Consider the following 22,260-nt stretch of genomic DNA (forward strand, 5'->3'; position numbering starts at 1 on the left):
GATGCTGGCCTCCATTCCAGCATCAATGATCAATCACAAATCTGCTGATTTGGGAATCCCGCAACGATTCCGATAAGAAATGATCCGCTCTAGGCCCACTCGCCCTTGCGCATGACGGGCACGCGCGAGCCATCGGCATTGATGCCGTCAATATCGACCTTGTCGGAACCGATCATCCAGTCGATGTGGATCAGGCTGGAATTGCCGCCCTGCGCCTTGATCTGCTCCTGGCTGAGCTTGGCGCCGTCAATGAAGCACTTGGAATAGCACTGGCCGAGCGCGATGTGGCAGGAGGCATTTTCGTCGAAGAGCGTGTTGTAGAACAGGATGCCGCTCGCCGAAATCGGCGAGGAATGCGGCACCAGCGCCACTTCGCCAAGCCGGCGGGCGCCTTCGTCGGTGTCGAGCACCTTGTTCAGCACTTCCTCGCCGCGCGTCGCCTTGGCCTCGATGATCCGGCCGCCTTCGAAGCGCACCTGGATATTGTCGATCAAGGTGCCCTGATGCGACAGCGGCTTGGTGGAGGAGACATGACCTTCGACGCGCAGCGCATGCGGCGTGGTGAAGACCTCTTCCGTCGGAATGTTTGGGTTACAGGTGATGCCGTTCTTGGCGGTGGAAGAGCCGCCATGCCATTCATGACCGTCGGCAAGCCCAACCGTCAGATCGGTGCCCGGTCCCTGGAAATGCAGGGCGGCGAAGCGCTGACCGTTCATCCAGGCCGAGCGCTTGTGCAGATTGGCATTATGCTCAGCCCAGGCCGCGACCGGATCTTCGACATCGACGCGCGAGGCCGAGAAGATCGCCTTGGCGAGCTTGGCGACGGCAATCGCTTCCGGATCGTTCGGGAAGACCAGCTTTGCCCAGGAGGGGTTCGGATAGGAGACGATGTTCCAGTTCGTATCGAAGTTAGAGATCTTTTCGAGAGCCGGCTTGTAGGCGGCCGAATTGGCGCGGTTGGCGCGCGCCACCTTGTTCGGATCCTGGCTCGATAGCAGCATCGGGTTGTCGCCGGAAATCGCCAGTCGCGCCGTGTTGTTGGAGAAGGCCTTGGCCATGCCCTCATAGAGCCAGTTTGCTGCGCGGTCGAAGCTCGCGTCATGGCCGTATTCGTAGCGGGCGAGTGTCGTTTCCTCATCCGAATAGAAAGTGGAGACGAGGCCGGCGCCGGCCTTGTAGGCCTCGCGCGTGATCAGCCGCACCAGTGGCATTGCCGCAACTGGCGCCGTCATCAGCAGATCCTGCCCGGCCTGCAGCTGCAACCCGACCTTTATGGCCACTTCCGCAAGCTTTTCCAGCTTGGCGTGATCGACGGGATGATGGTTGGGGGAGGCTGATGTCATGGCAAAACCTGCTTGGCTGATATCGAAGATGGTCCGAAGACTTAGACCGGTTTACGGCGAAATTGAAGGCGCTTTGTCCGATCTTGAAGATCGTCAAGCAATCAGTGGCGCAGCCTTGGCCTTAAGCGCCGTCAAGGCATCCAGTGGGCTGAGGCGTACCTGCAAACCGCGCTGGCCGCCGTTGATATAGACATAGGCCTCGGTCATCGCCTGCGCCTCTATGGCTGTCGGCACGATCTTCTTTTGGCCGAAGGGGCTGATGCCGCCGACATGATATCCCGTCAGACGCTCGGCATCGACCGGCTTCATCATGGCGGCAGACTTGCCGCCGAAGGCCGCGGCGAGCTTCTTCATGCTGACTTCGTGGTCGGAGGGCACGACAGCGCAGATCGGCTTGCCATCCACCTCAGCCATCAGCGTCTTCAGGACGCGATGCGGTTCCTCGCCGAGCGCCTCTGCTGCCTGCAGGCCGACGCGTTCCGCATTCGGATCGTAATCATAGGCGTGTACGGTGAAGGCGACTTTCGCCTGGGTCAACACTTGCGTCGCGCGGGTGGTTTTGGACATGGCTTGCCTCTAAGCAGTCTTGCCGAATGCGGCCGCATAAATATCGGGCTTGAAGCCGATGAGCAATTTGCCGTCCGCTTCCAGCACCGGGCGCTTGATCATCGAAGGCTGCGCCATCATCAAAGCAATGGCCTTGTCCTTGGAAAGATCGGTCCGATCCGCTTCCGGCAAAGCCTTGAAGGTGGTGCCAGCGCGGTTGAGCACGATTTCCCAGCCGGCTTCCTTCGTCCAGCCTTCGAGATGCTCCCGGTCGATGCCCACAGCCTTGTAGTCGTGGAAATCATAGGAAATGCCGTGGCCTTCCAGCCAGGTGCGGGCCTTCTTCATCGTGTCGCAGTTCTTGATGCCGTAAATGGTAATCGTCATGGCGAATCCGTCTCTTGCTGTCCGACAGGGCATAGCATGCGAACAAAGCCGGTTGAAAGCCGAACGGAGGCCGAAGCGGTTCTCTCGTCCATTGCAGTCACCGCCCATAATCCTGTAAATATGCAGCGTGCATATTTACGGCGCGGGTGAGCATGGCGACGGACAAGGAAACACTACGGCTGGAAAACCTCTTCGGCGCCATGAGCCTCGCTCTGGTGGACAAGATGGAAAGGGCCTTTGCCGATGAGACAGGCCTCGGCCCACGCGCCGTTGCCGCCATCATCCAGATCGGCTCCGAGCCGGGTTTGACGATCGAGACATTGCGCCGAATGATCGCGCTCTCCCATTCCGCCACCGTGCGCCTCGTCGATCAGCTGGTGGCGTCGGATCTCGTGTTGCGCGCCGGCGGCATCGAAGGCGACAAGCGCGCCCGCTCGCTGCAGCTGACACTGGCCGGGCAGGCATTGTTTGACAAAAGCCTCACCGCTCGCCGCGCCGTCATCGAGCGCGCTTTCAAAACGCTCGAGCCTGAAGAGACTGAACAGCTCGGCCGTCTGGTGGAGAAGCTGCTGCCGGCCCTGGTCGATCTCGGCGACGATCAGGATGTGGTTTGCCGCGTTTGCGATCAGGGTGTCTGCGATCAGGATCGCTGCCCCATCGCCTTCATGTCCTAATCCAAGCGGAACTGTCTTGACAGGCTTCGAATATATATGCACTATGCATGCATATATCTGTGAGGCGCAATTTACACCTCTTGATGGTCTGAACACCGCCCGCATCGCTTCGACCGGAGGCATTATCTCAATGGAAAATAGTTCAATTCTTGCCCGGCTACCGGGCAGGGTGCGCGCGGCATTTGCTGGCGCGCTGGATCATATCCGCCGCCTCGGCACTCGTCTTCGGGAGGCGGCGGCGATCGCCTTTACCCTGCGCTGCAGGGTGATTGATCGCCGCTAACCACGTCAGTCTTCCAGCGTGCCCGGCTTGCGGGCGACGGAGCTTGGCTTGTCGGAGCCGATCTTCATCAGGTCGCCGCGCCGCCGCACGAGCCGATCCGAGACGCGGGTGACGATGAGGCCGGGTTGCGGCGCGCGAACCTCGATGGTTCCCTCAGCCATTCCGGGGGCGGTGATGATCGTCGCCAGCAGATCGCCTTCCACGACGCGCTCACCGATATTGCGATGGAAGAGCACCGTGCCTGCCTGCGGCGCGCGGATCATCTCGACATTGTCGAGCGGCACCGCCGGTCCGGCAAAGGCCGCGAGATGAACGCTGTCGTCTCGCACTGCACCGCGCGCCGCGAGGAAGCGCCAGAGCCCTTCGGCGTCCTGTTTGGCCATTTCGGGGTAAACATCGCGCGTGCCGCGCAGTTCGACAGTCACCGACAGCTTGCCCGGCAGCCTGGCCTTTTTCTCGCCGGGCACTTCGTATTTCCAGGCAAAGCTGACGGCTTCCTCGAATGCCGAGCTTTCGCCATCCGAAAGCAGCACCGCGTCCATCTTCAGGGCGGCGGCGAGATCGGAAGCCTCGGGCCAGAATGCCTCGTCGATATAGGCATATTGCAGGGATTCGTCGTCGCAATGGAGATCGATCACCAGATCGGCGCCGAGCGCCATATGGATCAGCTGGCGCTTCAGCCGGTCGACCGCGGAATAGCGCTCGAGGTTCTCGACCAGCAGTTCGCGATCGCGCAGCGAGATCAGCGGGAAGTCACGGTTGAAATTCGTGCGCGATCCCAGATCGAAGCGGCCCTGCATCTCGCCGAAATGCGATTGCGCTGCCCCGATCGGATTGGCATGCGGCACGACGATGATATCGCTCAGGATGGCACCTTCGCTTTCCGCCTGCCGCAGTCTCTCGCAGAGGAAATGGACGAGCGCCGTCCCCGGCAGCTCGCCGGCATGAAGTGCAGCCTGGATGTAGATCCTAGGGGCACCGGCATTCTTGCCGGCGAAATGCAGAACCGGCAGCCGCCACGCAATGCCCGGAGTATCGCCCTCGATGACGATTTCGGTGATATCCATGGAAGGGCCTCCTCATGATGATGATCGGAGACCCATATCAAGCCATCACTGCCTTCTGCAACTATTGCGGCCGCTTGACCGCATGGAGCGGCCGGTCAGGGGCCGTGATGTCTTCGTAGACCGAGACTTAGGAGAAGGCTGAGCAGCACGGCGCCGACGCCGAGCGAGAAGGGGGCGGCATAGCCGAGATGATCGGCGGCAATGCCGGCGATCGGGCCGGTTGCGCCGAGCGAAACATCGAGGAAGATCGAGTATAGGCCGAGCGCGACGCCGCGGTTCTGCGGCGGGATGCGCTCCATCGCCTCATTGCCGAGCGCCGGGAAGACGGGCGCGAAGCCCGCGCCGGCAAGCGCCGCGCCGATGATGGCAATCGTCGGCGAGGGTGCGAGTGCCAGCAATGCCAGGCCGATCACCTCGACGACGAGCGAAATACGCACCAGCGGCAGACCGCCGAACCGGGCAACGGCTTGTGCAAGGCCGAGACGAACGCCCATGAAGGCAAGACCGAAGGCGCTGAGCGCGAAGGAGGCGCCCTCCCAGCCGCGGCTGTGGAAGAACAGGGCGACAAAGGCCATCACCACGCCGAAACCGCTGGAGGCGAGGGCAAGCGCAACACCGAAAGGCGCCACGCGGCTCAGCACTTGGCCGGTGCCGATGCCATTTTCCTTCACACCCGGCACGGGCGGACGGCTCTGCGCCAGCATCAGCCCGGCGATGGCAAGCAGCACCGTGACTGCGCCGATGGAAGCGAAACCGTACTGCCCCTGCAGCCATGCGCCGAAGGGAGCGGCGAGCGCTATACCGCCGTAAGTGGCGATGCCATTCCAGGAGATGATACGAACGGTCTCGCGCGATCCCATCAGGCCGATTGCCCAGGTGATCGCCGCCGTGCTGACCCAACTTTCGCCGATCCCGAGCGCCAATCGCCCCGCAAGCAATAGGGCGAGGCTTGCCGTTGGGACTTGAACCGTGAAAGTCGAAGCAATCGTCAGCGCGCCCGAAAGCCCGTAGGCGAGGAAGCCGAGAAGCACGGAACGACGCGGCCCATACTGATCGCAGAGGCGACCGACATGCGCGCGGCTGATGATGGTTGCCACATATTGTGTGCTGACGGCGATGCCCGCCCAGACGACGCCGAAGCCGAGGCCGCTGTCGACATAGGTCGGCAGTACGGCTAGCGGAAGGCCGATGGCGATATAGCCAAAGAATGTCAGTGCAACGATGGAAATGAGGGCAAGGGTCGAATTGGACCGGATGGTCTGGGAGGCAGTGTTCACGGGATGTCGCCTGCGGACACCGGCGGGAGCGATGCCCAAACTGATTTCACGAAGGAACGAGATTTCGTATTGGATAGAGCTGACGGCGATAGCCCGAATGGCGGCGCCTCGCCTTGTGTAAGGCGTATCAGGCAAATGCAGGCGGGGTCAACGAATTGCTGCCTTGCAGCAAAAGTCATTGACGGCGTGAGGCGAATATGCGTCAGACCTGAAACATCTTCCTTAGAGCGGAGCTGAGGTGCAACCCCGCTCGAATGGCACTCACATCATCAAGACGACGCTCGCCGTCGTGCGGCCGGCTTCGAGATCCGCATGTGCTCGCGCCGCATCCTTCAGCTCGTATTCGGCGCCGATCGGATTGATCAGTCCATCCTGCAAATGCTCCATCAGGGCGGCAGTGCCCTGTCGATAGAGTTCCGGATCGTTGGCATAGGTCAGCACGCTCGGGCGAGACAGGGCGATGGCGCGGGGTGCAGTCAGCTCCTCGATCTCGATCGGCGGAATGGGGCCGGCGGCCTGGCCGAGGCTGGCAACCATGCCGAAGGGGCGCACGGCGGCAAACGTCTGCGACAGCATCGTTCCGCCGATCCCATCGACGGCCAAGTGGACGCCGCGACGATCGGCGATGCGGCGGGTCTCTTCCACCCAATCTTCGGATGTGTGCAGAAGAACGATGTCAGCTCCGGCCTCATAGGCAAAACCGGCCTTGGCTTCGGAGCCGACTGTGGAGATGACGTTCGCGCCGATCCGCTTGGCAAGGCGCGTAACGAGCTGGCCGAGGCCGCCTGCGCCGGCATGAACCAGCACCCATTCGCCCGCTTTTAGCGGATAGACCTTTTGCAGCACCATATGGGCGGTAAGTCCGCGCAGCATCGTGCTGCCGGCCACCCGTTCGCTAACGCCATCAGGCAGTTTCACGAGCCGCGAGGTGGAGAGTGTGCGCACCTCGGCATAGCTGCCGAGCGGATGGCCGATATAGGCGACGCGGTCGCCGACCTTCAGCTCGCCGCCGCCGGGGCCGAGCGCCTCGACCACGCCGGCACCTTCGAAGCCGAGCACGCTTTGGCCGGGCGGCAATGGGTAAAGTCCGGAGCGAACATAGATATCGACGAAATTGACGCCCGAGATGCTTTGGCGGATCCGGGCTTGACCCGGGCCGGGCTCTGTTGCGGGGAGATCGACGGCTTTCATGGCCTCGGGTCCGCCGGGGCCGGTAATGGCAATCGCTAGGGGCATCGAGAAGTCTCCTTTCAGGAGATCTTTGACCATAAACCCCGGCCTGAATAAATTCGGTATGAACTCACCGTATCTGTGCAATAATGCACCGATGATCGATTGGCAGGACCTTCTCCATTTCGCTGCGCTTGCTCGAACGGGCTCGCTGTCCGCAGCGGCGCGGGAGCTTGGCGTCGACCATGCCACGGTCGGCCGGCGGATTGCCGCATTGGAGCGGTCGCTGGATTTGCGCCTGATCGATCGGCGGCCGCGTACCTCTCCGCTGACTGCCGACGGCCGCGCCATAGCCGAGCTGGTGGCCGGCATGGAGGAAAATGTCGAAGCCATCAGGCGCTATTCGAAGAGCGCCGTCGCCGGGCTTTCCGCCGCGGTCAAGGTCAGCGCGCCGCCATCGATCGCCGCACATCTTCTCGCTCCGAAAGCGGCGTTGTTTCGCGCCGAGCATCCGGATATCACCCTGACCATTGCCGGCGTCACCCGCCGGGCCGCGCTCAACTACGGTGAGGCCGATATCGCCGTGCGCATGACGCGGCCGGAGGAGAGCGATTTGCTGGTGCGACGCATCGGGGTCATGCGCTTCGGCCTCTATGCGGTCCCAGCAGTGGCGCAGATGCCCGATAGCGACTGGGCTTTCATCGGCTATGATTCGGCGATGGAGCATCTGACGCAGCAAACCTGGCTGCGCAGCCTGCTCGAAGGCCGCCCGATCGTCTTTCGCGCCACCGATGTCTTCGGCCAGCTCGAAGCGGCTCGCGCCGGTCTCGGCGTCGTGGCGCTTCCGGCCTTTCTCGGCGATGGCGAGGCGGGGCTTACGCGTCTGCCGGTGGCGATCCCGTCTCCCGCGCGGGATATCTGGCTCGTCACCTATCCCGATCTGCGCCGCTCGCCGGCCATCCGTGCGGTCATGGACTTCGTCACGGAGATGATCGGCCGCGGCTGCCCGCTGCGCGACAGTCTCGACGCTGCTTCCTAAATCGTGGTTTTCAGGACTTATTTTGTTGTTGCAGCGTTGCGGCGAATCTCTATCCATAGATGGATGGGCCATACTTACGGTCGGTGATCGATGACGAAGCTGGGCAGTTGGTTCGTAATTGACAAGGCGGATCTGGTCGCCGGCATATCGGTTGCCGGGCTGATGCTGCCGGAAGCGGTGGCTTACGCCGGCATTGCCGGGCTGCCGCCGCATCGAGCCATCCTTGCCGGCATCGCCGGATGTTTGATCTATGCCATATTCGGCCGCAGCCGCTTCGCTATCATTTCCCCGACATCCTCCTCCGCCGCCATTCTTGCCGCGACGCTGGCGGTCGTGCCGGGCGATGCCACCGTCAAGATGGGGCTTGCCACCGTCGCAGTCGCGCTTGCGGGAGCCCTCTTTGTGGTTGCTGCCCTGTTGCGCTTGGGCGGCATCACCGGTTTCATTTCACGGCCGGTGCTGCGAGGCTTCGCGCTGGGGCTGGCGATCACAATCATTCTCCACCAGCTGCCTATCCTTGTGGGCGTGCCTGTGCAGGGCTCGAACATCTTCACCTATGCGGCGGCGCTATTCGGCGCGATCCTGCAGTGGAATCCGATCAGTGTTGCCGTCGGCGTCATGGCGCTGGCTGCTCTATTGTTGCTCAAGCGCATGCCGAGCATTCCCGGCGCCTTCCTGGTGCTCGCGGCCGGCATTTTCGCCTCATACTTGTTTGGCCTTGAGGCGCACGGGGTCAAGCTCGTCGGCACCATAGAAATACTGCCGCAATGGCCGTCGCTGCCCGATGCCGGCTGGACGTCCTATTCGCGGCTGGTCCAGTTTACGGTGCCGCTCGTACTCATCCTTTTTGCGGAATCCTGGGGCACCATGCGAGCTCTGGCGCTCCGCTACGGCGAAACGCTGGAGGTCAATCGCGAACTCGGCGCGCTCGGCGCGGCCAACATCGCCAGTGCGCTCGTCCAGGGCATGCCGGTTGGTGCTGGGTTTTCCGCCGGTTTCGCCAGCGAGGCTGCAGGCGCAAAGACACGGGCTACCACCGTATTCGCCGCCATTGGCCTTGCCATCCTGATCGCCTGCGCCGGACCGCTGGTAGCTCTCTTGCCGGAGCCGGTGCTTGCAGCCGTGGTGATTGCGGCGCTGACCCATGCGCTCGATCCGAGTCCTATCCTGCGCCTGCGTCGCCTGCATCGCGATTTCTACGTGGCGCTAGGCGCTGCGATCGGTGTGCTGATCTTCGGCGTGCTGAACGGCATGCTGCTGGCAATTGCACTGTCGCTGGCGGCCATGATGCATCGTCTGGCATCGCCCTATGTCGCCCGTCTGGGGAGGCTTGGCGACAGCCACAACTTCGTTGATGTCAGCCGTCACGACGACGCATCCGAGATGCCCGGTATCGCGGTCTGGCGCCCCGGCGAAACGCTGTTTTTCGGCAATGCCGACACGATCTTCGGCGAGATTCTGTCACGCAGCCATAGCGAGGCAGGGGTGCGTGCCGTCGTCCTCAGTCTGGAAGAGAGCTTTGACCTCGACAGCACGGCGATGGACGCCCTGATGGAATTCGATGGCGCCATGCGTCGATCGGGCATCCGCTTGCAGTTCGCCCGCGTGCATGATCGCGTTCGCGACCTTATGACAGTCGCCGGCGTAGCCGATGTCGCCAATCGCTGCAGCTTCAGCGTCGATGATGCCGTAGCGGCGGTGAAGGGATCTGCAAACCTGTCGAGGGCTTGAGCGTGGCGTTCAGTCCCGCAAAGTCCAATAGCAAAGATGCTCGTGGATTGACTGCCCCTGCAAGCTGTTGATGAGGACGAAATCCTTAGCTGTCCAGATGACAGGTTCCTCCAGCATAATGTCGGGAACCACTCGGCCTCGGTAGAGCAGCGTCATATGCGGCTCGATCGGTTTTTGCTTGGCAGGCATGATACCGGTAAGCCGCATGGAACCGGCCAATTCCTCATAGATCGCCTTGAGTTCGGCATTTCCATTCGATTTCCACAGAACAAGTGGGCGATTGTCGCCATTGCCGAAACTGACCGCTCGATCGAAAGTCACCGGACAACAGCGCTTACTGACTCTCGAAGCTGCCTCCATCGCTGCAAACACCACCTCTTCGGGCAAGCTACAAAACGATCCAATCCCATAAAGGGTCACATGAAAGAGATCAGATCTTCGAGGCTTTGCGAAAAAGCGGTGTTGCCGATGGAAATTGCTTGCAAGCTTATGGCTTTGCTCGGCGATCTCGGGATCGGGAAGGATTGCAAAATAGAGTTCGCTGATTGGCCCTCGATCGACTGACGGTGGTGTTCGGCTGGACGATCCGCCGCTGAGATAGAGCGAGAGCTGGTTCTTGTTCTTCATGGGTTCGCGTCAAAGCATGGGCGCTTTGCCTCCTCTTGTACGACCCCGCAATGATAGGACTCGATGCTTATAGAATCAAGAACAAATCATGAACATATGATCATTGAGCCGACTCACCAGTGCTCCTTGAAGCTCTCGAAAATACGTTCGAATAAAAAGCCGGCCTGATCTGTTCACTCCAGGTTCGGGTCTTCATGCCCATGCTCAGCAACAGGGAATGACAATCATGTACACCAGATCTGTCTTTACGGTCCTCTTCCTCGTTTTCGTCGGCCTTGGTGTCGCGTCTTGCACTACCTCGGGCGATCACAATTCCGGCGGCGGCATGACTCTGAACGCACCTCCGACCGGCGGCGGATATTGATTTCAGGATTGTCGTTATCTGAGCCTCGCTCCATCACCATCAAAACGGTGGCAATTCCTGTTCTTCGCAAGAATCGGGTTGAATTCGTCGCGCCTGAGGACGATTTTCATGACAAGTGGAAACACAGGAGCTTTCGTCATGAGTGAGGCAAGACAGCATTACCTGATTTTCGAAACCGCTGGTGGCTTCTGCGGCATCGCTTGGAACGATGTCGGCATCTTGCGCTTTCAACTACCGACAAAGGATGCAAGCTCGACCGAGCGGCTGCTCCTGCGCCGCTTGCCAAATGCGCAGCCCGGAACGCCGTCGCCCGAGATCGTGGAGGTGGTCGCGCAGGTGAAGCGCTATTTCGCAGGCGAGGAGATCGACTTCTCAGGCGTTACGCTCGACCTCGGCGAACAGGATGATTTCTTCAAGCGGATATACGATGCCGCCCGGCAGGTCGGCTGGGGTCACACGACCACCTATGGAACGCTCGCCAAGCAGCTTGGCGCCGGCCCGGAAGCCGCGCGCGATGTCGGTCAGGCCATGGCGAAGAACCCCGTCGCACTGATCATTCCCTGTCATCGCGTTCTGGCGGCGGGCGGCAAGATCGGCGGCTTTTCCGCACCGGGTGGCTCGAATTCCAAGGCACGCATGCTGGAGCTAGAAGGCGTCCAGTTGGCGCCGCCAAAGCCGGTCCAGCAATCGCTAGGGTTCTAAGCTACAGTCCAGGGATTGCGGCGAGCCTAGTCTTGCGCTGGTCGGCGAGCCCGGGAAAACAATAGCGTATCCTTGTCGTTGAGGCGCACCGGTGTCGGATCGCGGTAACCGGCCTTTTCCGCAACGCGGATCGAGGCCTTGTTTTCAGGCGAGATCAGACAGACACTTCGCTCGAAGCGAGGCTGCTCATCCAGCCACGCGGTGGCGGCGGTCAGGGCCTCCGTCGCAAAGCCCCTGCCATGCGCCCATGCCGCCATCGCCCAGCCGGCCTCGGGAATGCTGCGGATCGACGGCTCCATGACCCGATGAAAATCCGCAAAGCCGAGATCCCCGACATAGCGGCCGGAGGATTTCTCTCGGATTGCCCAGTAGCCATGGCCGAGAAGCGGCCAAAGGCCGTGATAGGACAGCATCCGCATCCAGGATTCTCTCGACGTCGATACCAGGTTGCCAAAGATATGCTTCACGACCAGCGGATCGCTCCACATGGCCGCAAGCGGCCCGAAATCATCGAGCGTATGTCCCGTGAGCAGGAGGCGTTCGGTTTCGAGTGATGGAGGGGAGGTTATCGGTTTCATGCAAGCCGTTCTTTCAGCCTAGTTTTGAGAGGTTTGCTGCAGCCGTTCGGCCAGTGCTTCTTCGTTGGGCAGGAACCAGACTTCGCGCCCCTTGTTCGCCTCATAGACGAAATCCCTGAGGGCGTCGCTATCGGCAACCCATCGCGAGATATCGCCAATGATGGCAAGCCGGCAACGATAATTGACGAATTTCTGGATGATGCCGCCGGCGATGCGCGTCGAAAGCCGGAAAAACTCATCGCTCAGCCGCGATACGGGAATGGCGATCATGCTCGCCTCGGCGTCCCATGCGGCACTGAGCCAATCGTTCACATCTCTCTCGCTGGCCAGTATCGGTCCATTCTCATCGCCGATGACAACCTTGTAGCCGGATAAGTTCTTGACTGCGTGCATGCTGCTCAACTGTTCTTTCTGTTGGGAAATATGGGGTTGTTCTCGTGGCGTGTCGATAGTTGTGCGTTGGCATCAGACACTGTCGGTTCTCTCCGCCGATGTCGGAAGACCCTTGCCGGAAAGCCGCAGCACCGCCGCCACCAATGCATCGGGATCTGTGCCCGGATCGAATTGTCCATCGATCATCAGGAGCGCGAGGCCATGCGTCAGAGACCAGAGAAAGAGCGCCGCCGTGCCGATCTCCCCGGCCGGCAGGCGCCGGGACAATCCGTCCTTGAGCACCTCGTAGGCTTGAGAGCGCAACGCGCGTATCCTGTCGTCGGCTGCGAAAGCGCCCCCGAAGCCTTCGCCGAACATCAGCCTGTAGAGGCCCGGATTGTCACGCGCAAAGGCGATATAGGCCATTCCCGCCGGCGCAAGCTGACCGTTTACATTGCTTGGCGCGGCCTGAAGGCGCTCCGCCAGTTCCGCGAAACCCTGCTCGGCAAGTGCCACAGCAATGTCGTCCAGTCCGGAAAAGTGATGATAGGCGGCCGGTGCGGAAACGCCGACGCGGCGGGCGATCTCCCGAATGCTGAGCGCACTCGGTCCACCCTCTTCCAGCAGCACACGGCCAGCCTCGAGAAGCGCGTTTCGCAAATCCCCATGATGATAGCGCGCCGGCGGCCCGTTTTCTGCTGTCGTCAACTTGCTCGTCTCCAATCTTTACGACGTTAAGATTATCGGCTAATTCTGTGCCGGCTGCAATCCTGCCGTTACGGAGTTCCGGCGATGTCTCATATTCCGGCCTATGTCTACTGCCTGTTTCTACTGCTGCTTTGGATGGGCATTTCGCGATGCTTGCCGCGCACCATCCGGGTTGAACGCCTCGCCATAATGCCAGTCCTGATGGCCATACTCGGTTTTCGCGGCTTTGAGGGACTTTTCTCGCAGCCCACGATGTTCGATCTGCTTGCAGCAGCGTTGGGGCTATGCGCCGGCATGGCAATCGGCTGGCATCATGTCAGAACCTGGAACATCGGTGTTGATAGAGAGCGGGGATCGCTCTCCTTGCCTGGCGACGTCATGATGCTGGTGATCATCCTTGCGACCTTCGCCTTCGAATTCCTGCTGCATGCCGCGGCGGAAACCCACTCCATCTGGTTCTCCGCTCCCGCGGTGCCGTCGGTTGCGGCAGCAATATGGGCCGGCTTCATCGGCATGTCCGTCGGCAGAAACCTGCATCTCTTTTCGCGTTACATGAATGTTCCTGTCGAGCCTGTCGACCAGGCAGGCTAGAGCGCCTTAGGCTCAACCACGCCCTTGTCCCTTTCCGCTAGCGGTTGTTGACCGAGCCCGTCGGCGAAGCGGCGCACAAGCAGCGTGAGCGACTGCCGGTCCTCGTCGGTCCATGCGGCGAGGACCTGCGTCAGGGCACGTCTGCGCGCCTCGCGCACTGCCCTGAAACGCGCGTTGCCCTCTTCGGTAATCTCGGCAATCGACCGACGCCTGTCTTCGTTATCGGGGCTGCGGGTCACGAGGCCGAGGCTGTCGAGCCGCGCCAGTTGACGACTGACGGTCGTGTAATCCCGACCGACCTGTTCCGCGAGTTCGGCAACGCCGAGCGGTCCCTGCATTCCGAGGCGCGCGAGCAGGGGAAACAGCGCGCGATCGAGTTCCACGCCCGCGGCCCTGAGCAGGGCCTCGTCGCGCTGCGGCGCATTCAGGAAATTGACGATATCAAGCAGGCCGCCGGCGAGCTCGTCGAGAATATGTGTATTTTGCACCTTTACAGGTCCCGCTCCTTCAATTTAAGTGTATTATACACATAATAAGAGAGAGCGCCATGCCCATGCCATCCAGAATTCTCGTCATTGTCGGCAGCATAAGGCCGAACCGCATATGCCCGGTCGTGGCAGAATGGGTGACATCCGTCGGCCGCGAAATCCTGCCGGCCGAGTTCGAGATCGTCGATCTTCTGGACTGGCCCTTGCCTATGGATGGCGAGCCCAGCATCCCGGCAACGGGAGACTATCGCACCGATCTCACCAAGGCGTGGAGCGAGAAGATTGCCACCGGCGATGCCTTTGTCTTCGTCAGCCCCCAATATAATTGGGGCTATCCGGCCGTACTGAAGAATGCGCTCGATCACCTCTATCGGGAGTGGGCAGGCAAACCGGCCATGATCGTTACCTATGGCGGCCATGGTGGCAATAAATGCGCGGCCCAGCTTCATCAGGTGCTGACCGGATTGAAGATGAAGCCGCTCGAAACCATGCCTGGCTTCACCCTATCGCGCAGCTTTATCGAGGCGAACACGGGGGCACTGGACCCGGCAACGGAATTCGCCGAGGGGCGCGCGATGCTCGAACAGGCTTTTGGCGAATTGGGCCGCAACTGAGCGGGCACTTCGCGCCGCATCAATTTTCATATGCGATCGTTGCTGCATTGTTGTTGGGGAATATCGGGCTTCGATCGACCGCTGGCCCATACTAATGGAACAATGGCTGCGCGTGATGGTTGGCTCGACCAGTAGAGGGGTGACTGTTCCGTCGGTCGCCGGCTTGCAAGCATCGGTCTAGAAGGGCCGGTTACCTTTGGCGATCGATCGCCAACTTCAGTTCGCGATAACATTCCGTTAGCTTTGCCAGATCGAAAGCCCGGTTGAGGCCGCTCGGGTTGGGTAAGACCCAGATCGAGGTGCCCGCAAAGCCTTCCGGCTGCTTGCCCCATTCAATGTCGGCCCGAAGGCTGATGGCGGCATAGGCTGCCTTGCCCAGAAATGCGAGATTGCCCGGAGCAAGCTTTCGGATCTTCTCCTCGAGCACAGGAGCGGCTGCAATATAGTCGCTCCTCTTCAGTTCGCTGGCGCTTTTGGTTGGACGGGCGATCGCGGATGTCAGGCCGAGGCTATATTGCAGCATCTCCAGCTCTTCCTCCGCCCGCAGCAGGCGAGGGGTGAAGCCGGCAAGATACAGCACCTGCCAGAAGCGGTTGCTGCGGTTGGAAAAGTTGTGGCCGTCGCGCTGCGCCGTCAGGGCCGGGTTCAATCCGCAAAAGATGACGGAAAGACGGGGCGCAAGGATTTCTGCCAGCCCGCTTGTCGAGGACGCACCTTCGAGCGGCGCATTCGTCGGTTCGAGAGAGGTGTCATCGTGCATATCGAGTGTCCGTGCGCAAACCGGAACGAGGCGGCTTGAACCCGCCCGTCAGCGTCTGCTGCGTGATATCAGATTTTCCCTGACCCTCTCAAGCCAATCGATAACCCGCCCGACCGCTTGACCTCCCACGCCGAAGAGTTCCGCAAGTTCGCTTTCGGCCTTCTCGCGTATCGAGGTCTCGTGAACCGGCAGCGGCGGCAGGATATGCGCGAAGTAGGTCTTGTCCAGCAGCCGATGAAGCAGGCGCTCGCCCGGAAAGGGCTCGTCATTGTTGAGCGCCCGCGCCGCCTTGAGGAGGGTACGGATATCATACTGGACGGGGCTGATGTCGGGCACCTGTTTATGCAGGCCCAAAAGCGTATAGACGCCCACGCGCGCCGTGCGGATCGAGCTGTCCATCGTGAAGATGATGTCGTTCGACGTTTCCACGAACTGGCCCATCAGCGCCAGGTTGGTGCATCCTGCTGGCACGACATGCGGCCTGTCGCCTGCAGCACGCGGCATGAACATAGCGGTGATGTATGGCATCAGGGCAAGGCGCGCCTTGGTGTTGGCGATAACAGCATCGAGCTGATCCTCGATCCCCAGATGATAGCAGAGCTCGGCGATGATCTCCCGGCCGGTGCAGGCGGGCATCGGCTTCTTGATGTAATTTCCCTCCTTGTCCATCAGCAGCGCGTAGACCCAGACGACGAGCATATCGTCCGGCTGTTCTGGGAAATGCGGCTGACGGTTGCAGGTGAAGCTCAGAACCCAGTTGGAATCGGTGAAGGTGATGATCCCGCCGGTGACGGTCTTTCCCGAATAGGGGTCGTTGACCGAAAGCTCCTTCAGCTTGTCCACGAAGGGCGAAGGCTTGCAGGTCAGCGTGACCGACTCCCACATCGATTTGTCGGTGTCGCCGTAGAATTTCTCCGGGTTGCCGAAGATCGGCGACTTCTGCGCAAGGTTTTTCCACAGCGTCCAGTCGCTGGCGTCGCCCGGTTCGTGCTGTCCGCGCTGAAGCACCGGCGCGGTCTCCATGTCGCCATAGGCGGTGCCTTCCGTCATGGATCCCGTCAGCGCGAACACCACGTCGTTCGGCCCAACGGCGATGGTCTGATCCTTGCCGCCGATATCGGCGCGGATCGCCGTTACGGTGTGCGCATTGCCGTCGACGGTCATGTCGAGGTCATAGGCGCGGGTGTCGAACTGAACCTTGACCCCACGCTCCTGAAGGTGCCGGACGAGCGGGCGCACGAAGCTGTCATACTGATTGTATTTGGGAAAGATCAGCGCCGACATGTCCTTGAGCCCATCGAGCGCATCCAGGAAGCGGTGCATGTAGAGCTTCATCTCGAGCAGGCTCTGCCAGTTCTCGAAAGCAAACATCGAGCGCCAGAGGTACCAGAAATTGGTTTCGAGGAAGTCGGCGCTGAAATATTGCTCGATGGTGATGTCGTCGAGGTCTTCCTTGCGTTTCAGCAGCAGCCGGATCAGCTCCCATTGCTGCGAGCGCGTGAGGCCGAGGGTCGAGAAGTCCCGGATCTCGCCGCGTTTGTGCATCAGCCGGGCTTTCGAAAAGTTCGGGTCATTGTCGTTGACCAGACGGTATTCGTCGAGAACGCTGTAGCCCTCGGGCAGTTCGAGCGCCTGTATATCCTGGAACATGTCCCAGAGGTTATCGTAGTTCCAGTTCATCTCGCGGCCACCGCGGATGATATAGCCTTCCTCGGGGTTACCCGCGCCGTCCAGCGAGCCGCCCTCGATGTCGATCGTGTCGAGGATGGTAATGTCCTCTCCGGCCATGCGGCCGTCGCGGATCAGATAAAATGCTGCAGCAAGACCGGCGATGCCGCTGCCGATGATCCAGGCCTTGCGTCCTTCCACCTGGTTCCCAGGCACGGGGCGGTTGCGCATATAGGCGCCCATCATGTCCGGCGGCGGCAGGGTATTTTCCGGGCGGTGGTGCCAATAGCCTGCGGTGGTGTCGTTCTCCACCGCGAATGCCTTGCTGCTATCCTGGCTGGAGTTTGGCGCGCGTGTCATGGAAGCCTCCAATCTGTCGACGATGTCAGTGGTTCAAGACGTCGGACCCGACCTTGAGGCCGGAGTGTATCTCGTTCCAACATATATCACAGGGCGTATGCGTCCATGACAGGAATGAGGCAAAGCCAATTCCTTTCGAGACAGCTCACGCAGCGCAGTAGATCTGCGCCACCGCGCCTCCCGGAAAGGCTTTGGAACTTGCAAGCTTGAGGCGCATCGGCGCATCAAGTTCCGAGAACAGCGGCAGACCCTTGCCCAGCACGACGGGACATACCAGGAGGACGTACCGGTCAATCAGCCCCCGGGCGATGAGGCTACGCGCAAAGCTTACGCCGCCATGAGCGATTATCGGTTTGCCATCCTGAGCTTTCAGCTTGGCGATTTCTTGGGCCAGATCGCCACCTGCCACATAGGCCTCCGCCCAGCTCTCAGCACCCGACTGCCGCTCTCTGGACTGCCCATTCCCCGCACGGGCGCGGACTGCATCGAGCGTCGCCGGTCCTTGCCGTGAAAAGACGGCCTTCGGAATCTGATTCATCGGCGGAGCGAACATGTCTGTGGATGTCGGCCACCAGCCAGCCATGCTCCAGAAGGTTCGGCTGCCCATGATATGAAGCCCAGCGTCCCACAGGGTTTCAACGGACCAGTTTTTTGCTTCCTGATCGGCGCCGAACATCCATGTGTTGCTGCCATCCAGATCGCTCACGAAGCCGTCGATCGACATCGACATTTTCAAGATCAGCTCTCTCACCGCTCGCTCCTCGTTTCGGTTCTATTCCGAGGACGGACGGGATCGATGATTTCCGACAGCTTGTGATGATTTTCTAAGGCAATTCCGGGAAAAGCGCGCAGCAGCTTTCCATCGAGATTTGCAGGAAGCAAGACGCCGGAACGGTTCTCAAATTCCGTGAGGAACCGAACCGCTCCGGCGAACCACGCTTATTCCCACTCGATCGTGCCGGGTGGCTTCGACGTAACGTCGTAAACCACGCGGTTGATGCCGCGGACTTCGTTGATGATGCGGGTCGCGGCGCGGCCGAGGAATTCCATATCGTAGTGATAGAAATCCGCGGTCATGCCGTCGACTGAGGTCACGGCGCGCAGTGCACAGACGAATTCGTAGGTGCGGCCATCGCCCATGACGCCGACGGTCTGAACCGGAAGCAGCACGGCGAATGCCTGCCAGATCGCATCGTAGAGGCCGGCCTTGCGGATCTCGTCGAGATAGATGGCATCGGCTTCGCGCAGGATTTCCAGCTTCTCGCGGGTGATGCCGCCTGGGCAGCGAATGGCGAGGCCGGGACCTGGGAAGGGGTGGCGACCGATGAAGCTGTCGGGCAGGCCGAGCTCCTTGCCGAGCGCGCGCACTTCGTCCTTGAAGAGCTCGCGCAACGGCTCGACGAGCTGCATCTTCATGCGCTCGGGCAGGCCGCCGACATTGTGGTGCGACTTGATGGTGACCGAGGGGCCGCCGGTGAAGGAAACGCTCTCGATGACATCGGGATAAAGCGTGCCCTGGCCGAGGAAGTCGGCGCCGCCGAGCTTCTTGGCTTCTTCTTCGAAGGTCTCGATGAAGAGGCGGCCGATGATCTTGCGCTTGGTCTCGGGGTCGGAAACACCCTCCAGCTCGCCGATGAAGCGCTCGGAAGCATCGACATGCAGCAGATGCAGATTGTAGTGCTCGCGGAACATGGCGACGACATTGGCCGCCTCGTCCTTGCGCATCAGGCCGTGGTCGACCAGGATGCAGGTCAGCTGGTCGCCGACGGCTTCGTGGATCAGCAAGGCTGCGACGGAGGAATCGACGCCGCCGGAGAGCGCGCAGATGACGCGCTTGTCGCCCACCTGATCGCGGATCGCCTGAACGGCCTTGGCGCGATAGGCCGACATCGACCAGTCGCCCTTGATACCGGCGATGTTATGGATGAAGTTGCCGATCAGCTTGGCGCCGTCGGGCGTATGAACGACTTCCGGATGGAACTGCACGCCGTAATATTTGCGCGCCTCGTCGGCGATGAAGGCATAAGGCGCGTTCGAGGACGTGGCGACGACTTCGAAGCCTTCTGGCAGCATGGTGACACGGTCGCCGTGGCTCATCCAAACCTGATGGCGCGAACCGCTCGACCAGAGACCTTCGAAGAGGGCGCAATCCTTGTCGACTTCGAGGAAGGCGCGGCCGAATTCGCGGTGATGGCCGCTCTCGACCTTGCCGCCGAGCTGCATGCACATGGTCTGCTGGCCGTAGCAGATGCCGAAGACCGGGATGCCGCTGTCGAAGATGATCTGCGGCGCTCGGGGTGAGCCTTCGTCCACGGTCGAGGCCGGGCTGCCAGAGAGGATCACGGCCTTCGGCTGCAGCCGCCGGAAGCCGGCTTCTGCGGATTGGAAGGGAACGATTTCGCAGTAAACGCCCGCTTCGCGCACGCGCCGTGCGATGAGCTGGGTCACCTGACTGCCAAAATCGACGATGAGAACGGTGTCTGGATGTGCTGTCTGGGTCATGCCGAGCCTTTAAAGAAAAGCGCTTTCCCTGGCAATCGGGCAAATCGGGCCGGAGCCGATTTTATTGTCCCGATTGTCCTAGCAATGCTTGGTTTCCAGTCTATCAGAACCAGAATACGCCGTCTTCCAGCGCGGTAAACAGGCCATCTACGGCATAGGACAGTTTGCGATCGATCACATGCAGATATTCGGTCCAGTCGGAAATGCGCTGCAGTTCGACCTGGCCGTCGGAAATCCCGCGCAGTCCGATCAGGGGCCGGCCGTAGGCCTGGCAGACCCGCAGAACGGCAAAGGTTTCCATGTCCACCATGTCGGTGCCGATGCGCTCATAGGCCTCTGTGCCGGAGACGATATTGGCGCCCGTCGAAAGGCTACCCTCAGCGATGGCGGGAATACGCAGCGGCAATTCGATCGTCGCCGGCAGATCGAGGAAGGGCGTCCGGCCCTTTTCGAAACCAAGCGGCGAAGCATCCATGTCGCGATAGGAAACGGATGTGACCTGGTAGACCTCCGTCTGCTCCAGCCGGGCGGAGCCGGCCGAACCGAGCGAAACCACGAGATCCGGCAGGTCGTCCTGGGCTTCGAGCTGGGCGAAGGTGCGGGTGAGCGCGATCGCCGCTTCGACAGGGCCGACGCCCGTCATTAGCGGATCGATGCGCGAGCGCAGGAAAGGCCCGTACTCCGCCTCCGCCGCCATCACGAACAGGATCGACTTGCCCGAGACGCGCTTCAATTCGAATTTCATCCGCTAATTCCCTCTCTGCCCCGGATGACCATCATCGTTCCCGTCATCGAGGCAATCAGCTTGGCCGGCCCGTCGCCGATCGCATAGCCGCGACCGTCCGCCACGATGATCGTCGTACCCGGCTTGGTGACGTCGCCTCGAAACAGGAAACGCTCGCCGCGCCCTGGCGACATCAGATTGATTTTGAACTCGATAGTCAGGATCGATGCCGAGGGGTCGATAACGCTATAGGCGGCGAAGCCGCAGGCCGAATCCAACGCGGCAGCAATGATGCCCGCATGCAGGATGCCGTGTTGCTGCGTCAGCTTCACATCGAAAGGCAGCTCGATTTCGACCGTACCATGCTCGACGCGTGTGAGTTCCGCCCCGATCGTCGCCATCGCCGCTTGCCGGTCGAAGCTCGTCCGGATGCGCGTCCGAAAATCGCTGCTGTCTGCCCCTGTCATGCCGTCCCCTTTCGCGGGTGCGAAATTGGCATGGAGCAGCCATTTGGACAAGGGACATCTACTGCGAAAGGCAACCTTTTGAGTGCCGTCGCTCTATCTCTTCGGGTATCGAAGGTGATCCTGTCTAGGCTGGCCGCTTGATCCGCACGATATGCTGGTCCCAGGCGACACCGCTGCGTTCGCCCAGAAAATCGCCGCGGTAGGACGATACGGCAAATCCGTGGCTGGCGGGCGCTATGCCGGCGGCATCCGGCACGCTTTCGACCTTGAGGACCTTGCCGGTCTTCGCATCGAGCGTCACCGACGCGCCTTCGACCGGCGACGTCACGCCGACGAGGTTTTCAGCGCGATTGACGGCGATGGCGCCGACATAGTTGCCGAGCGCCCGGGTCGTGTCGTCGGGCAGGGCAATAAATGTAAGGTCTTCGCCTTTGGCGAAGTGGCCGATAAGCGGCGGCAGGTCGTTGCGAGGCCCTTCATATTGGCAGGCGAACCAGACCCGGCCGCCGGCATCGATGTCGACATGCCGGGTCGAGACCTGGGCATACTGCGGCGGCAGTGTGTGCTTCTCGATCAGCTGTCCGCTCGCGGCATCGATCAGCGTCAGCGACGGTTGCATGTGGTCGCGGTTGAGCTTGGTGCGGCCGAAATCCGGATGAGTCTCGATGCCGCCATTGGCGACGATGAGGAACCTGCCGTCGTCGGAGATGGTCATGTCATGCGGGCCGACGCCGTAGGTCTCGTATTCGCCGATGCGGGCAAAGCGGTTGCTGACGTCATAGAGCCCGATGATGCCGCGATTGTTGTCGAAATCGTTCTCGCTGGCATAAAGCAGCCTGCCGTCGGGCGAAAACGTGCCGTGCCCGTAGAAGTGCCGACCGTCTTTGGCTGAGATAACGATCGGTTCCTCTTTGTTCCAAGGATCGAAAATCATCGCATAGGTGCCGGGCCGGCGCGCGAAGGCAACCGTCTTGCCGGTGGCCTTCGAGAAGGCCATGCCATGGGCGCGGGCCGGAAGAGCGACCTGATCGATGATGCGGCCTTGTTCCGTCACCGTCGCGACGGCAAATGAACCGTCTGCTCTCCGGATGCCCGAGGCGTAGACGGCATCGGCCCGCTCCAGCGCCATCAATGCGCCAGGCTTGAGCGCGGCGAGGAAGGTCAGTCCCGCGGCTTTGACGAAGGCTCTCCGATCGATGAGGCCGCTTTGCATGGAAC

The 22,260-nt window shown here is 61.0% G+C and carries 26 protein-coding genes; 8 read left to right on the forward strand and 18 right to left on the reverse strand.

Features of this window, described 5'->3' with window-relative positions; all coding sequences use genetic code 11:
- Nucleotides 1-89 precede the first annotated feature (89 nt).
- From GGD46_RS17800 to GGD46_RS17810, 3 genes are all read right to left on the reverse strand, one after another.
- Nucleotides 90-1,343, reverse strand: coding sequence for an aminopeptidase (locus GGD46_RS17800; RefSeq protein ID WP_184706263.1), 1,254 nt, complete (start codon nt 1,341-1,343; stop codon nt 90-92).
- 93 nt (nt 1,344-1,436) lie between these two features.
- On the reverse strand, nt 1,437-1,910 hold the full coding sequence (gene ybaK / locus GGD46_RS17805; RefSeq protein ID WP_184706265.1) for a Cys-tRNA(Pro) deacylase: 474 nt from the start codon (nt 1,908-1,910) through the stop codon (nt 1,437-1,439).
- Between the two features lie 9 nt (nt 1,911-1,919).
- On the reverse strand, nt 1,920-2,276 hold the full coding sequence (locus tag GGD46_RS17810; protein WP_184706267.1) for an ArsC family reductase: 357 nt from the start codon (nt 2,274-2,276) through the stop codon (nt 1,920-1,922).
- 152 nt (nt 2,277-2,428) lie between these two features.
- Between GGD46_RS17810 and GGD46_RS17815 the strand changes: the two genes are divergently transcribed.
- Nucleotides 2,429-2,950, forward strand: coding sequence for a MarR family winged helix-turn-helix transcriptional regulator (locus GGD46_RS17815; RefSeq protein WP_184706269.1), 522 nt, complete (start codon nt 2,429-2,431; stop codon nt 2,948-2,950).
- A gap of 16 nt (nt 2,951-2,966) precedes the next feature.
- Nucleotides 2,967-3,233 (forward strand): hypothetical protein, encoded by a 267-nt coding sequence (locus GGD46_RS17820; protein WP_184706271.1) that lies wholly within the window; start codon nt 2,967-2,969, stop codon nt 3,231-3,233.
- Between the two features lie 5 nt (nt 3,234-3,238).
- Here the strand turns inward: GGD46_RS17820 and GGD46_RS17825 are convergent, their stop codons facing one another.
- From GGD46_RS17825 to GGD46_RS17835, 3 genes are all read right to left on the reverse strand, one after another.
- Nucleotides 3,239-4,300 carry a succinylglutamate desuccinylase/aspartoacylase family protein gene (locus GGD46_RS17825; protein WP_184706273.1) on the reverse strand — a complete coding sequence of 354 codons (1,062 nt, stop codon included), beginning with the start codon at nt 4,298-4,300 and terminating at the stop codon, nt 3,239-3,241.
- Between the two features lie 95 nt (nt 4,301-4,395).
- Nucleotides 4,396-5,577, reverse strand: a complete 1,182-nt coding sequence (locus GGD46_RS17830; RefSeq protein ID WP_184706274.1) for an MFS transporter — start codon at nt 5,575-5,577, stop codon at nt 4,396-4,398.
- A 261-nt stretch (nt 5,578-5,838) separates the two neighbouring features.
- Nucleotides 5,839-6,813: a quinone oxidoreductase family protein gene (locus tag GGD46_RS17835; RefSeq protein ID WP_184706276.1), complete on the reverse strand. Its 975-nt coding sequence runs from the start codon at nt 6,811-6,813 to the stop codon at nt 5,839-5,841.
- A 91-nt stretch (nt 6,814-6,904) separates the two neighbouring features.
- Between GGD46_RS17835 and GGD46_RS17840 the strand changes: the two genes are divergently transcribed.
- Together GGD46_RS17840 and GGD46_RS17845 are read left to right on the forward strand one after the other, a co-directional pair.
- Nucleotides 6,905-7,786, forward strand: coding sequence for a LysR family transcriptional regulator (locus GGD46_RS17840; protein ID WP_184706278.1), 882 nt, complete (start codon nt 6,905-6,907; stop codon nt 7,784-7,786).
- 90 nt (nt 7,787-7,876) lie between these two features.
- A complete protein-coding gene (locus GGD46_RS17845; RefSeq protein WP_184706280.1) occupies nt 7,877-9,517 on the forward strand; it encodes a SulP family inorganic anion transporter in 1,641 nt (546 codons plus the stop codon).
- 9 nt (nt 9,518-9,526) lie between these two features.
- Here GGD46_RS17845 and GGD46_RS17850 read toward each other — a convergent pair whose 3' ends face one another.
- Nucleotides 9,527-10,144, reverse strand: a complete 618-nt coding sequence (locus tag GGD46_RS17850) for a 2'-5' RNA ligase family protein (protein ID WP_184706282.1) — start codon at nt 10,142-10,144, stop codon at nt 9,527-9,529.
- 226 nt (nt 10,145-10,370) lie between these two features.
- Between GGD46_RS17850 and GGD46_RS17855 the strand changes: the two genes are divergently transcribed.
- Both GGD46_RS17855 and GGD46_RS17860 read left to right on the forward strand, forming a co-directional pair.
- Nucleotides 10,371-10,508: a hypothetical protein gene (locus GGD46_RS17855; protein WP_184706284.1), complete on the forward strand. Its 138-nt coding sequence runs from the start codon at nt 10,371-10,373 to the stop codon at nt 10,506-10,508.
- Nucleotides 10,509-10,646: 138 nt separating this feature from the next.
- Nucleotides 10,647-11,210: a methylated-DNA--[protein]-cysteine S-methyltransferase gene (locus tag GGD46_RS17860; protein WP_184706286.1), complete on the forward strand. Its 564-nt coding sequence runs from the start codon at nt 10,647-10,649 to the stop codon at nt 11,208-11,210.
- A gap of 26 nt (nt 11,211-11,236) precedes the next feature.
- Here GGD46_RS17860 and GGD46_RS17865 read toward each other — a convergent pair whose 3' ends face one another.
- From GGD46_RS17865 to GGD46_RS17875, 3 genes are all read right to left on the reverse strand, one after another.
- The gene (locus GGD46_RS17865; RefSeq protein ID WP_184706288.1) at nt 11,237-11,788 is read right to left on the reverse strand and encodes a GNAT family N-acetyltransferase; all 552 of its coding nucleotides are present in this window, start codon (nt 11,786-11,788) and stop codon (nt 11,237-11,239) included.
- Between the two features lie 18 nt (nt 11,789-11,806).
- On the reverse strand, nt 11,807-12,181 hold the full coding sequence (locus GGD46_RS17870; RefSeq protein WP_184706690.1) for a DUF4180 domain-containing protein: 375 nt from the start codon (nt 12,179-12,181) through the stop codon (nt 11,807-11,809).
- A gap of 72 nt (nt 12,182-12,253) precedes the next feature.
- Nucleotides 12,254-12,868 (reverse strand): TetR/AcrR family transcriptional regulator, encoded by a 615-nt coding sequence (locus tag GGD46_RS17875; RefSeq protein WP_184706290.1) that lies wholly within the window; start codon nt 12,866-12,868, stop codon nt 12,254-12,256.
- Between the two features lie 54 nt (nt 12,869-12,922).
- Here GGD46_RS17875 and GGD46_RS17880 point away from each other — a divergent pair, with 54 nt between their 5' ends.
- Nucleotides 12,923-13,459 carry a DUF6622 family protein gene (locus GGD46_RS17880; protein WP_313206313.1) on the forward strand — a complete coding sequence of 179 codons (537 nt, stop codon included), beginning with the start codon at nt 12,923-12,925 and terminating at the stop codon, nt 13,457-13,459.
- Here the strand turns inward: GGD46_RS17880 and GGD46_RS17885 are convergent.
- Nucleotides 13,456-13,947 carry a MarR family transcriptional regulator gene (locus tag GGD46_RS17885; RefSeq protein ID WP_313206311.1) on the reverse strand — a complete coding sequence of 164 codons (492 nt, stop codon included), beginning with the start codon at nt 13,945-13,947 and terminating at the stop codon, nt 13,456-13,458. The genes GGD46_RS17880 and GGD46_RS17885 overlap by 4 nt on opposite strands.
- Before the next feature lie 59 nt (nt 13,948-14,006).
- Here GGD46_RS17885 and GGD46_RS17890 point away from each other — a divergent pair, with 59 nt between their 5' ends.
- Entirely contained in the window at nt 14,007-14,561 is a 555-nt protein-coding gene (locus tag GGD46_RS17890; RefSeq protein WP_210325631.1) for an NADPH-dependent FMN reductase, read from the forward strand.
- A gap of 190 nt (nt 14,562-14,751) precedes the next feature.
- Here the strand turns inward: GGD46_RS17890 and mug are convergent, their stop codons facing one another.
- The 7 genes from mug to GGD46_RS17925 form a co-directional block, all read right to left on the reverse strand.
- Complete coding sequence (gene mug, locus GGD46_RS17895; protein WP_184706294.1) at nt 14,752-15,321, reverse strand: G/U mismatch-specific DNA glycosylase; 570 nt, start codon at nt 15,319-15,321, stop codon at nt 14,752-14,754.
- A gap of 48 nt (nt 15,322-15,369) precedes the next feature.
- On the reverse strand, nt 15,370-17,349 hold the full coding sequence (locus GGD46_RS17900; RefSeq protein ID WP_184706296.1) for an oleate hydratase: 1,980 nt from the start codon (nt 17,347-17,349) through the stop codon (nt 15,370-15,372).
- A 145-nt stretch (nt 17,350-17,494) separates the two neighbouring features.
- Nucleotides 17,495-18,079 (reverse strand): dihydrofolate reductase family protein, encoded by a 585-nt coding sequence (locus GGD46_RS17905; protein ID WP_210325636.1) that lies wholly within the window; start codon nt 18,077-18,079, stop codon nt 17,495-17,497.
- Nucleotides 18,080-18,288: 209 nt separating this feature from the next.
- A complete protein-coding gene (gene guaA / locus GGD46_RS17910) occupies nt 18,289-19,851 on the reverse strand; it encodes a glutamine-hydrolyzing GMP synthase (RefSeq protein ID WP_184706300.1) in 1,563 nt (520 codons plus the stop codon).
- A 103-nt stretch (nt 19,852-19,954) separates the two neighbouring features.
- The gene (locus GGD46_RS17915; protein WP_184706302.1) at nt 19,955-20,596 is read right to left on the reverse strand and encodes a 5'-methylthioadenosine/S-adenosylhomocysteine nucleosidase; all 642 of its coding nucleotides are present in this window, start codon (nt 20,594-20,596) and stop codon (nt 19,955-19,957) included.
- Nucleotides 20,593-21,042 (reverse strand): PaaI family thioesterase, encoded by a 450-nt coding sequence (locus tag GGD46_RS17920; RefSeq protein ID WP_184706304.1) that lies wholly within the window; start codon nt 21,040-21,042, stop codon nt 20,593-20,595. The genes GGD46_RS17915 and GGD46_RS17920 overlap by 4 nt, the downstream gene beginning before the upstream one ends.
- A 124-nt stretch (nt 21,043-21,166) precedes the next feature.
- Nucleotides 21,167-22,255 carry a DUF1513 domain-containing protein gene (locus tag GGD46_RS17925; RefSeq protein WP_184706306.1) on the reverse strand — a complete coding sequence of 363 codons (1,089 nt, stop codon included), beginning with the start codon at nt 22,253-22,255 and terminating at the stop codon, nt 21,167-21,169.
- Nucleotides 22,256-22,260 lie beyond the last annotated feature (5 nt).

The organism is Martinezella lusitana, from assembly GCF_014207095.1.
Classification (GTDB): domain Bacteria; phylum Pseudomonadota; class Alphaproteobacteria; order Rhizobiales; family Rhizobiaceae; genus Rhizobium; species Rhizobium lusitanum_B.

Coding starts and splice junctions, on each gene's coding strand:
- guaA (WP_184706300.1), bottom strand. CDS start 19,851: ATGACCCAGACAGCACATCCAGACACCGTTCTCATCGTCGATTTTGGC.
- GGD46_RS17900 (WP_184706296.1), bottom strand. CDS start 17,349: ATGACACGCGCGCCAAACTCCAGCCAGGATAGCAGCAAGGCATTCGCG.
- GGD46_RS17840 (WP_184706278.1), top strand. CDS start 6,905: ATGATCGATTGGCAGGACCTTCTCCATTTCGCTGCGCTTGCTCGAACG.
- GGD46_RS17855 (WP_184706284.1), top strand. CDS start 10,371: ATGTACACCAGATCTGTCTTTACGGTCCTCTTCCTCGTTTTCGTCGGC.
- GGD46_RS17925 (WP_184706306.1), bottom strand. CDS start 22,255: ATGCAAAGCGGCCTCATCGATCGGAGAGCCTTCGTCAAAGCCGCGGGA.
- GGD46_RS17905 (WP_210325636.1), bottom strand. CDS start 18,079: ATGTCGATGTCGATCGACGGCTTCGTGAGCGATCTGGATGGCAGCAAC.
- GGD46_RS17800 (WP_184706263.1), bottom strand. CDS start 1,343: ATGACATCAGCCTCCCCCAACCATCATCCCGTCGATCACGCCAAGCTG.
- GGD46_RS17825 (WP_184706273.1), bottom strand. CDS start 4,300: ATGGATATCACCGAAATCGTCATCGAGGGCGATACTCCGGGCATTGCG.
- GGD46_RS17915 (WP_184706302.1), bottom strand. CDS start 20,596: ATGAAATTCGAATTGAAGCGCGTCTCGGGCAAGTCGATCCTGTTCGTG.
- GGD46_RS17870 (WP_184706690.1), bottom strand. CDS start 12,181: ATGCACGCAGTCAAGAACTTATCCGGCTACAAGGTTGTCATCGGCGAT.
- GGD46_RS17920 (WP_184706304.1), bottom strand. CDS start 21,042: ATGACAGGGGCAGACAGCAGCGATTTTCGGACGCGCATCCGGACGAGC.
- GGD46_RS17890 (WP_210325631.1), top strand. CDS start 14,007: ATGCCCATGCCATCCAGAATTCTCGTCATTGTCGGCAGCATAAGGCCG.
- GGD46_RS17860 (WP_184706286.1), top strand. CDS start 10,647: ATGAGTGAGGCAAGACAGCATTACCTGATTTTCGAAACCGCTGGTGGC.
- GGD46_RS17865 (WP_184706288.1), bottom strand. CDS start 11,788: ATGAAACCGATAACCTCCCCTCCATCACTCGAAACCGAACGCCTCCTG.
- GGD46_RS17810 (WP_184706267.1), bottom strand. CDS start 2,276: ATGACGATTACCATTTACGGCATCAAGAACTGCGACACGATGAAGAAG.
- GGD46_RS17835 (WP_184706276.1), bottom strand. CDS start 6,813: ATGCCCCTAGCGATTGCCATTACCGGCCCCGGCGGACCCGAGGCCATG.
- GGD46_RS17850 (WP_184706282.1), bottom strand. CDS start 10,144: ATGAAGAACAAGAACCAGCTCTCGCTCTATCTCAGCGGCGGATCGTCC.
- GGD46_RS17815 (WP_184706269.1), top strand. CDS start 2,429: ATGGCGACGGACAAGGAAACACTACGGCTGGAAAACCTCTTCGGCGCC.
- ybaK (WP_184706265.1), bottom strand. CDS start 1,910: ATGTCCAAAACCACCCGCGCGACGCAAGTGTTGACCCAGGCGAAAGTC.
- GGD46_RS17845 (WP_184706280.1), top strand. CDS start 7,877: ATGACGAAGCTGGGCAGTTGGTTCGTAATTGACAAGGCGGATCTGGTC.
- mug (WP_184706294.1), bottom strand. CDS start 15,321: ATGCACGATGACACCTCTCTCGAACCGACGAATGCGCCGCTCGAAGGT.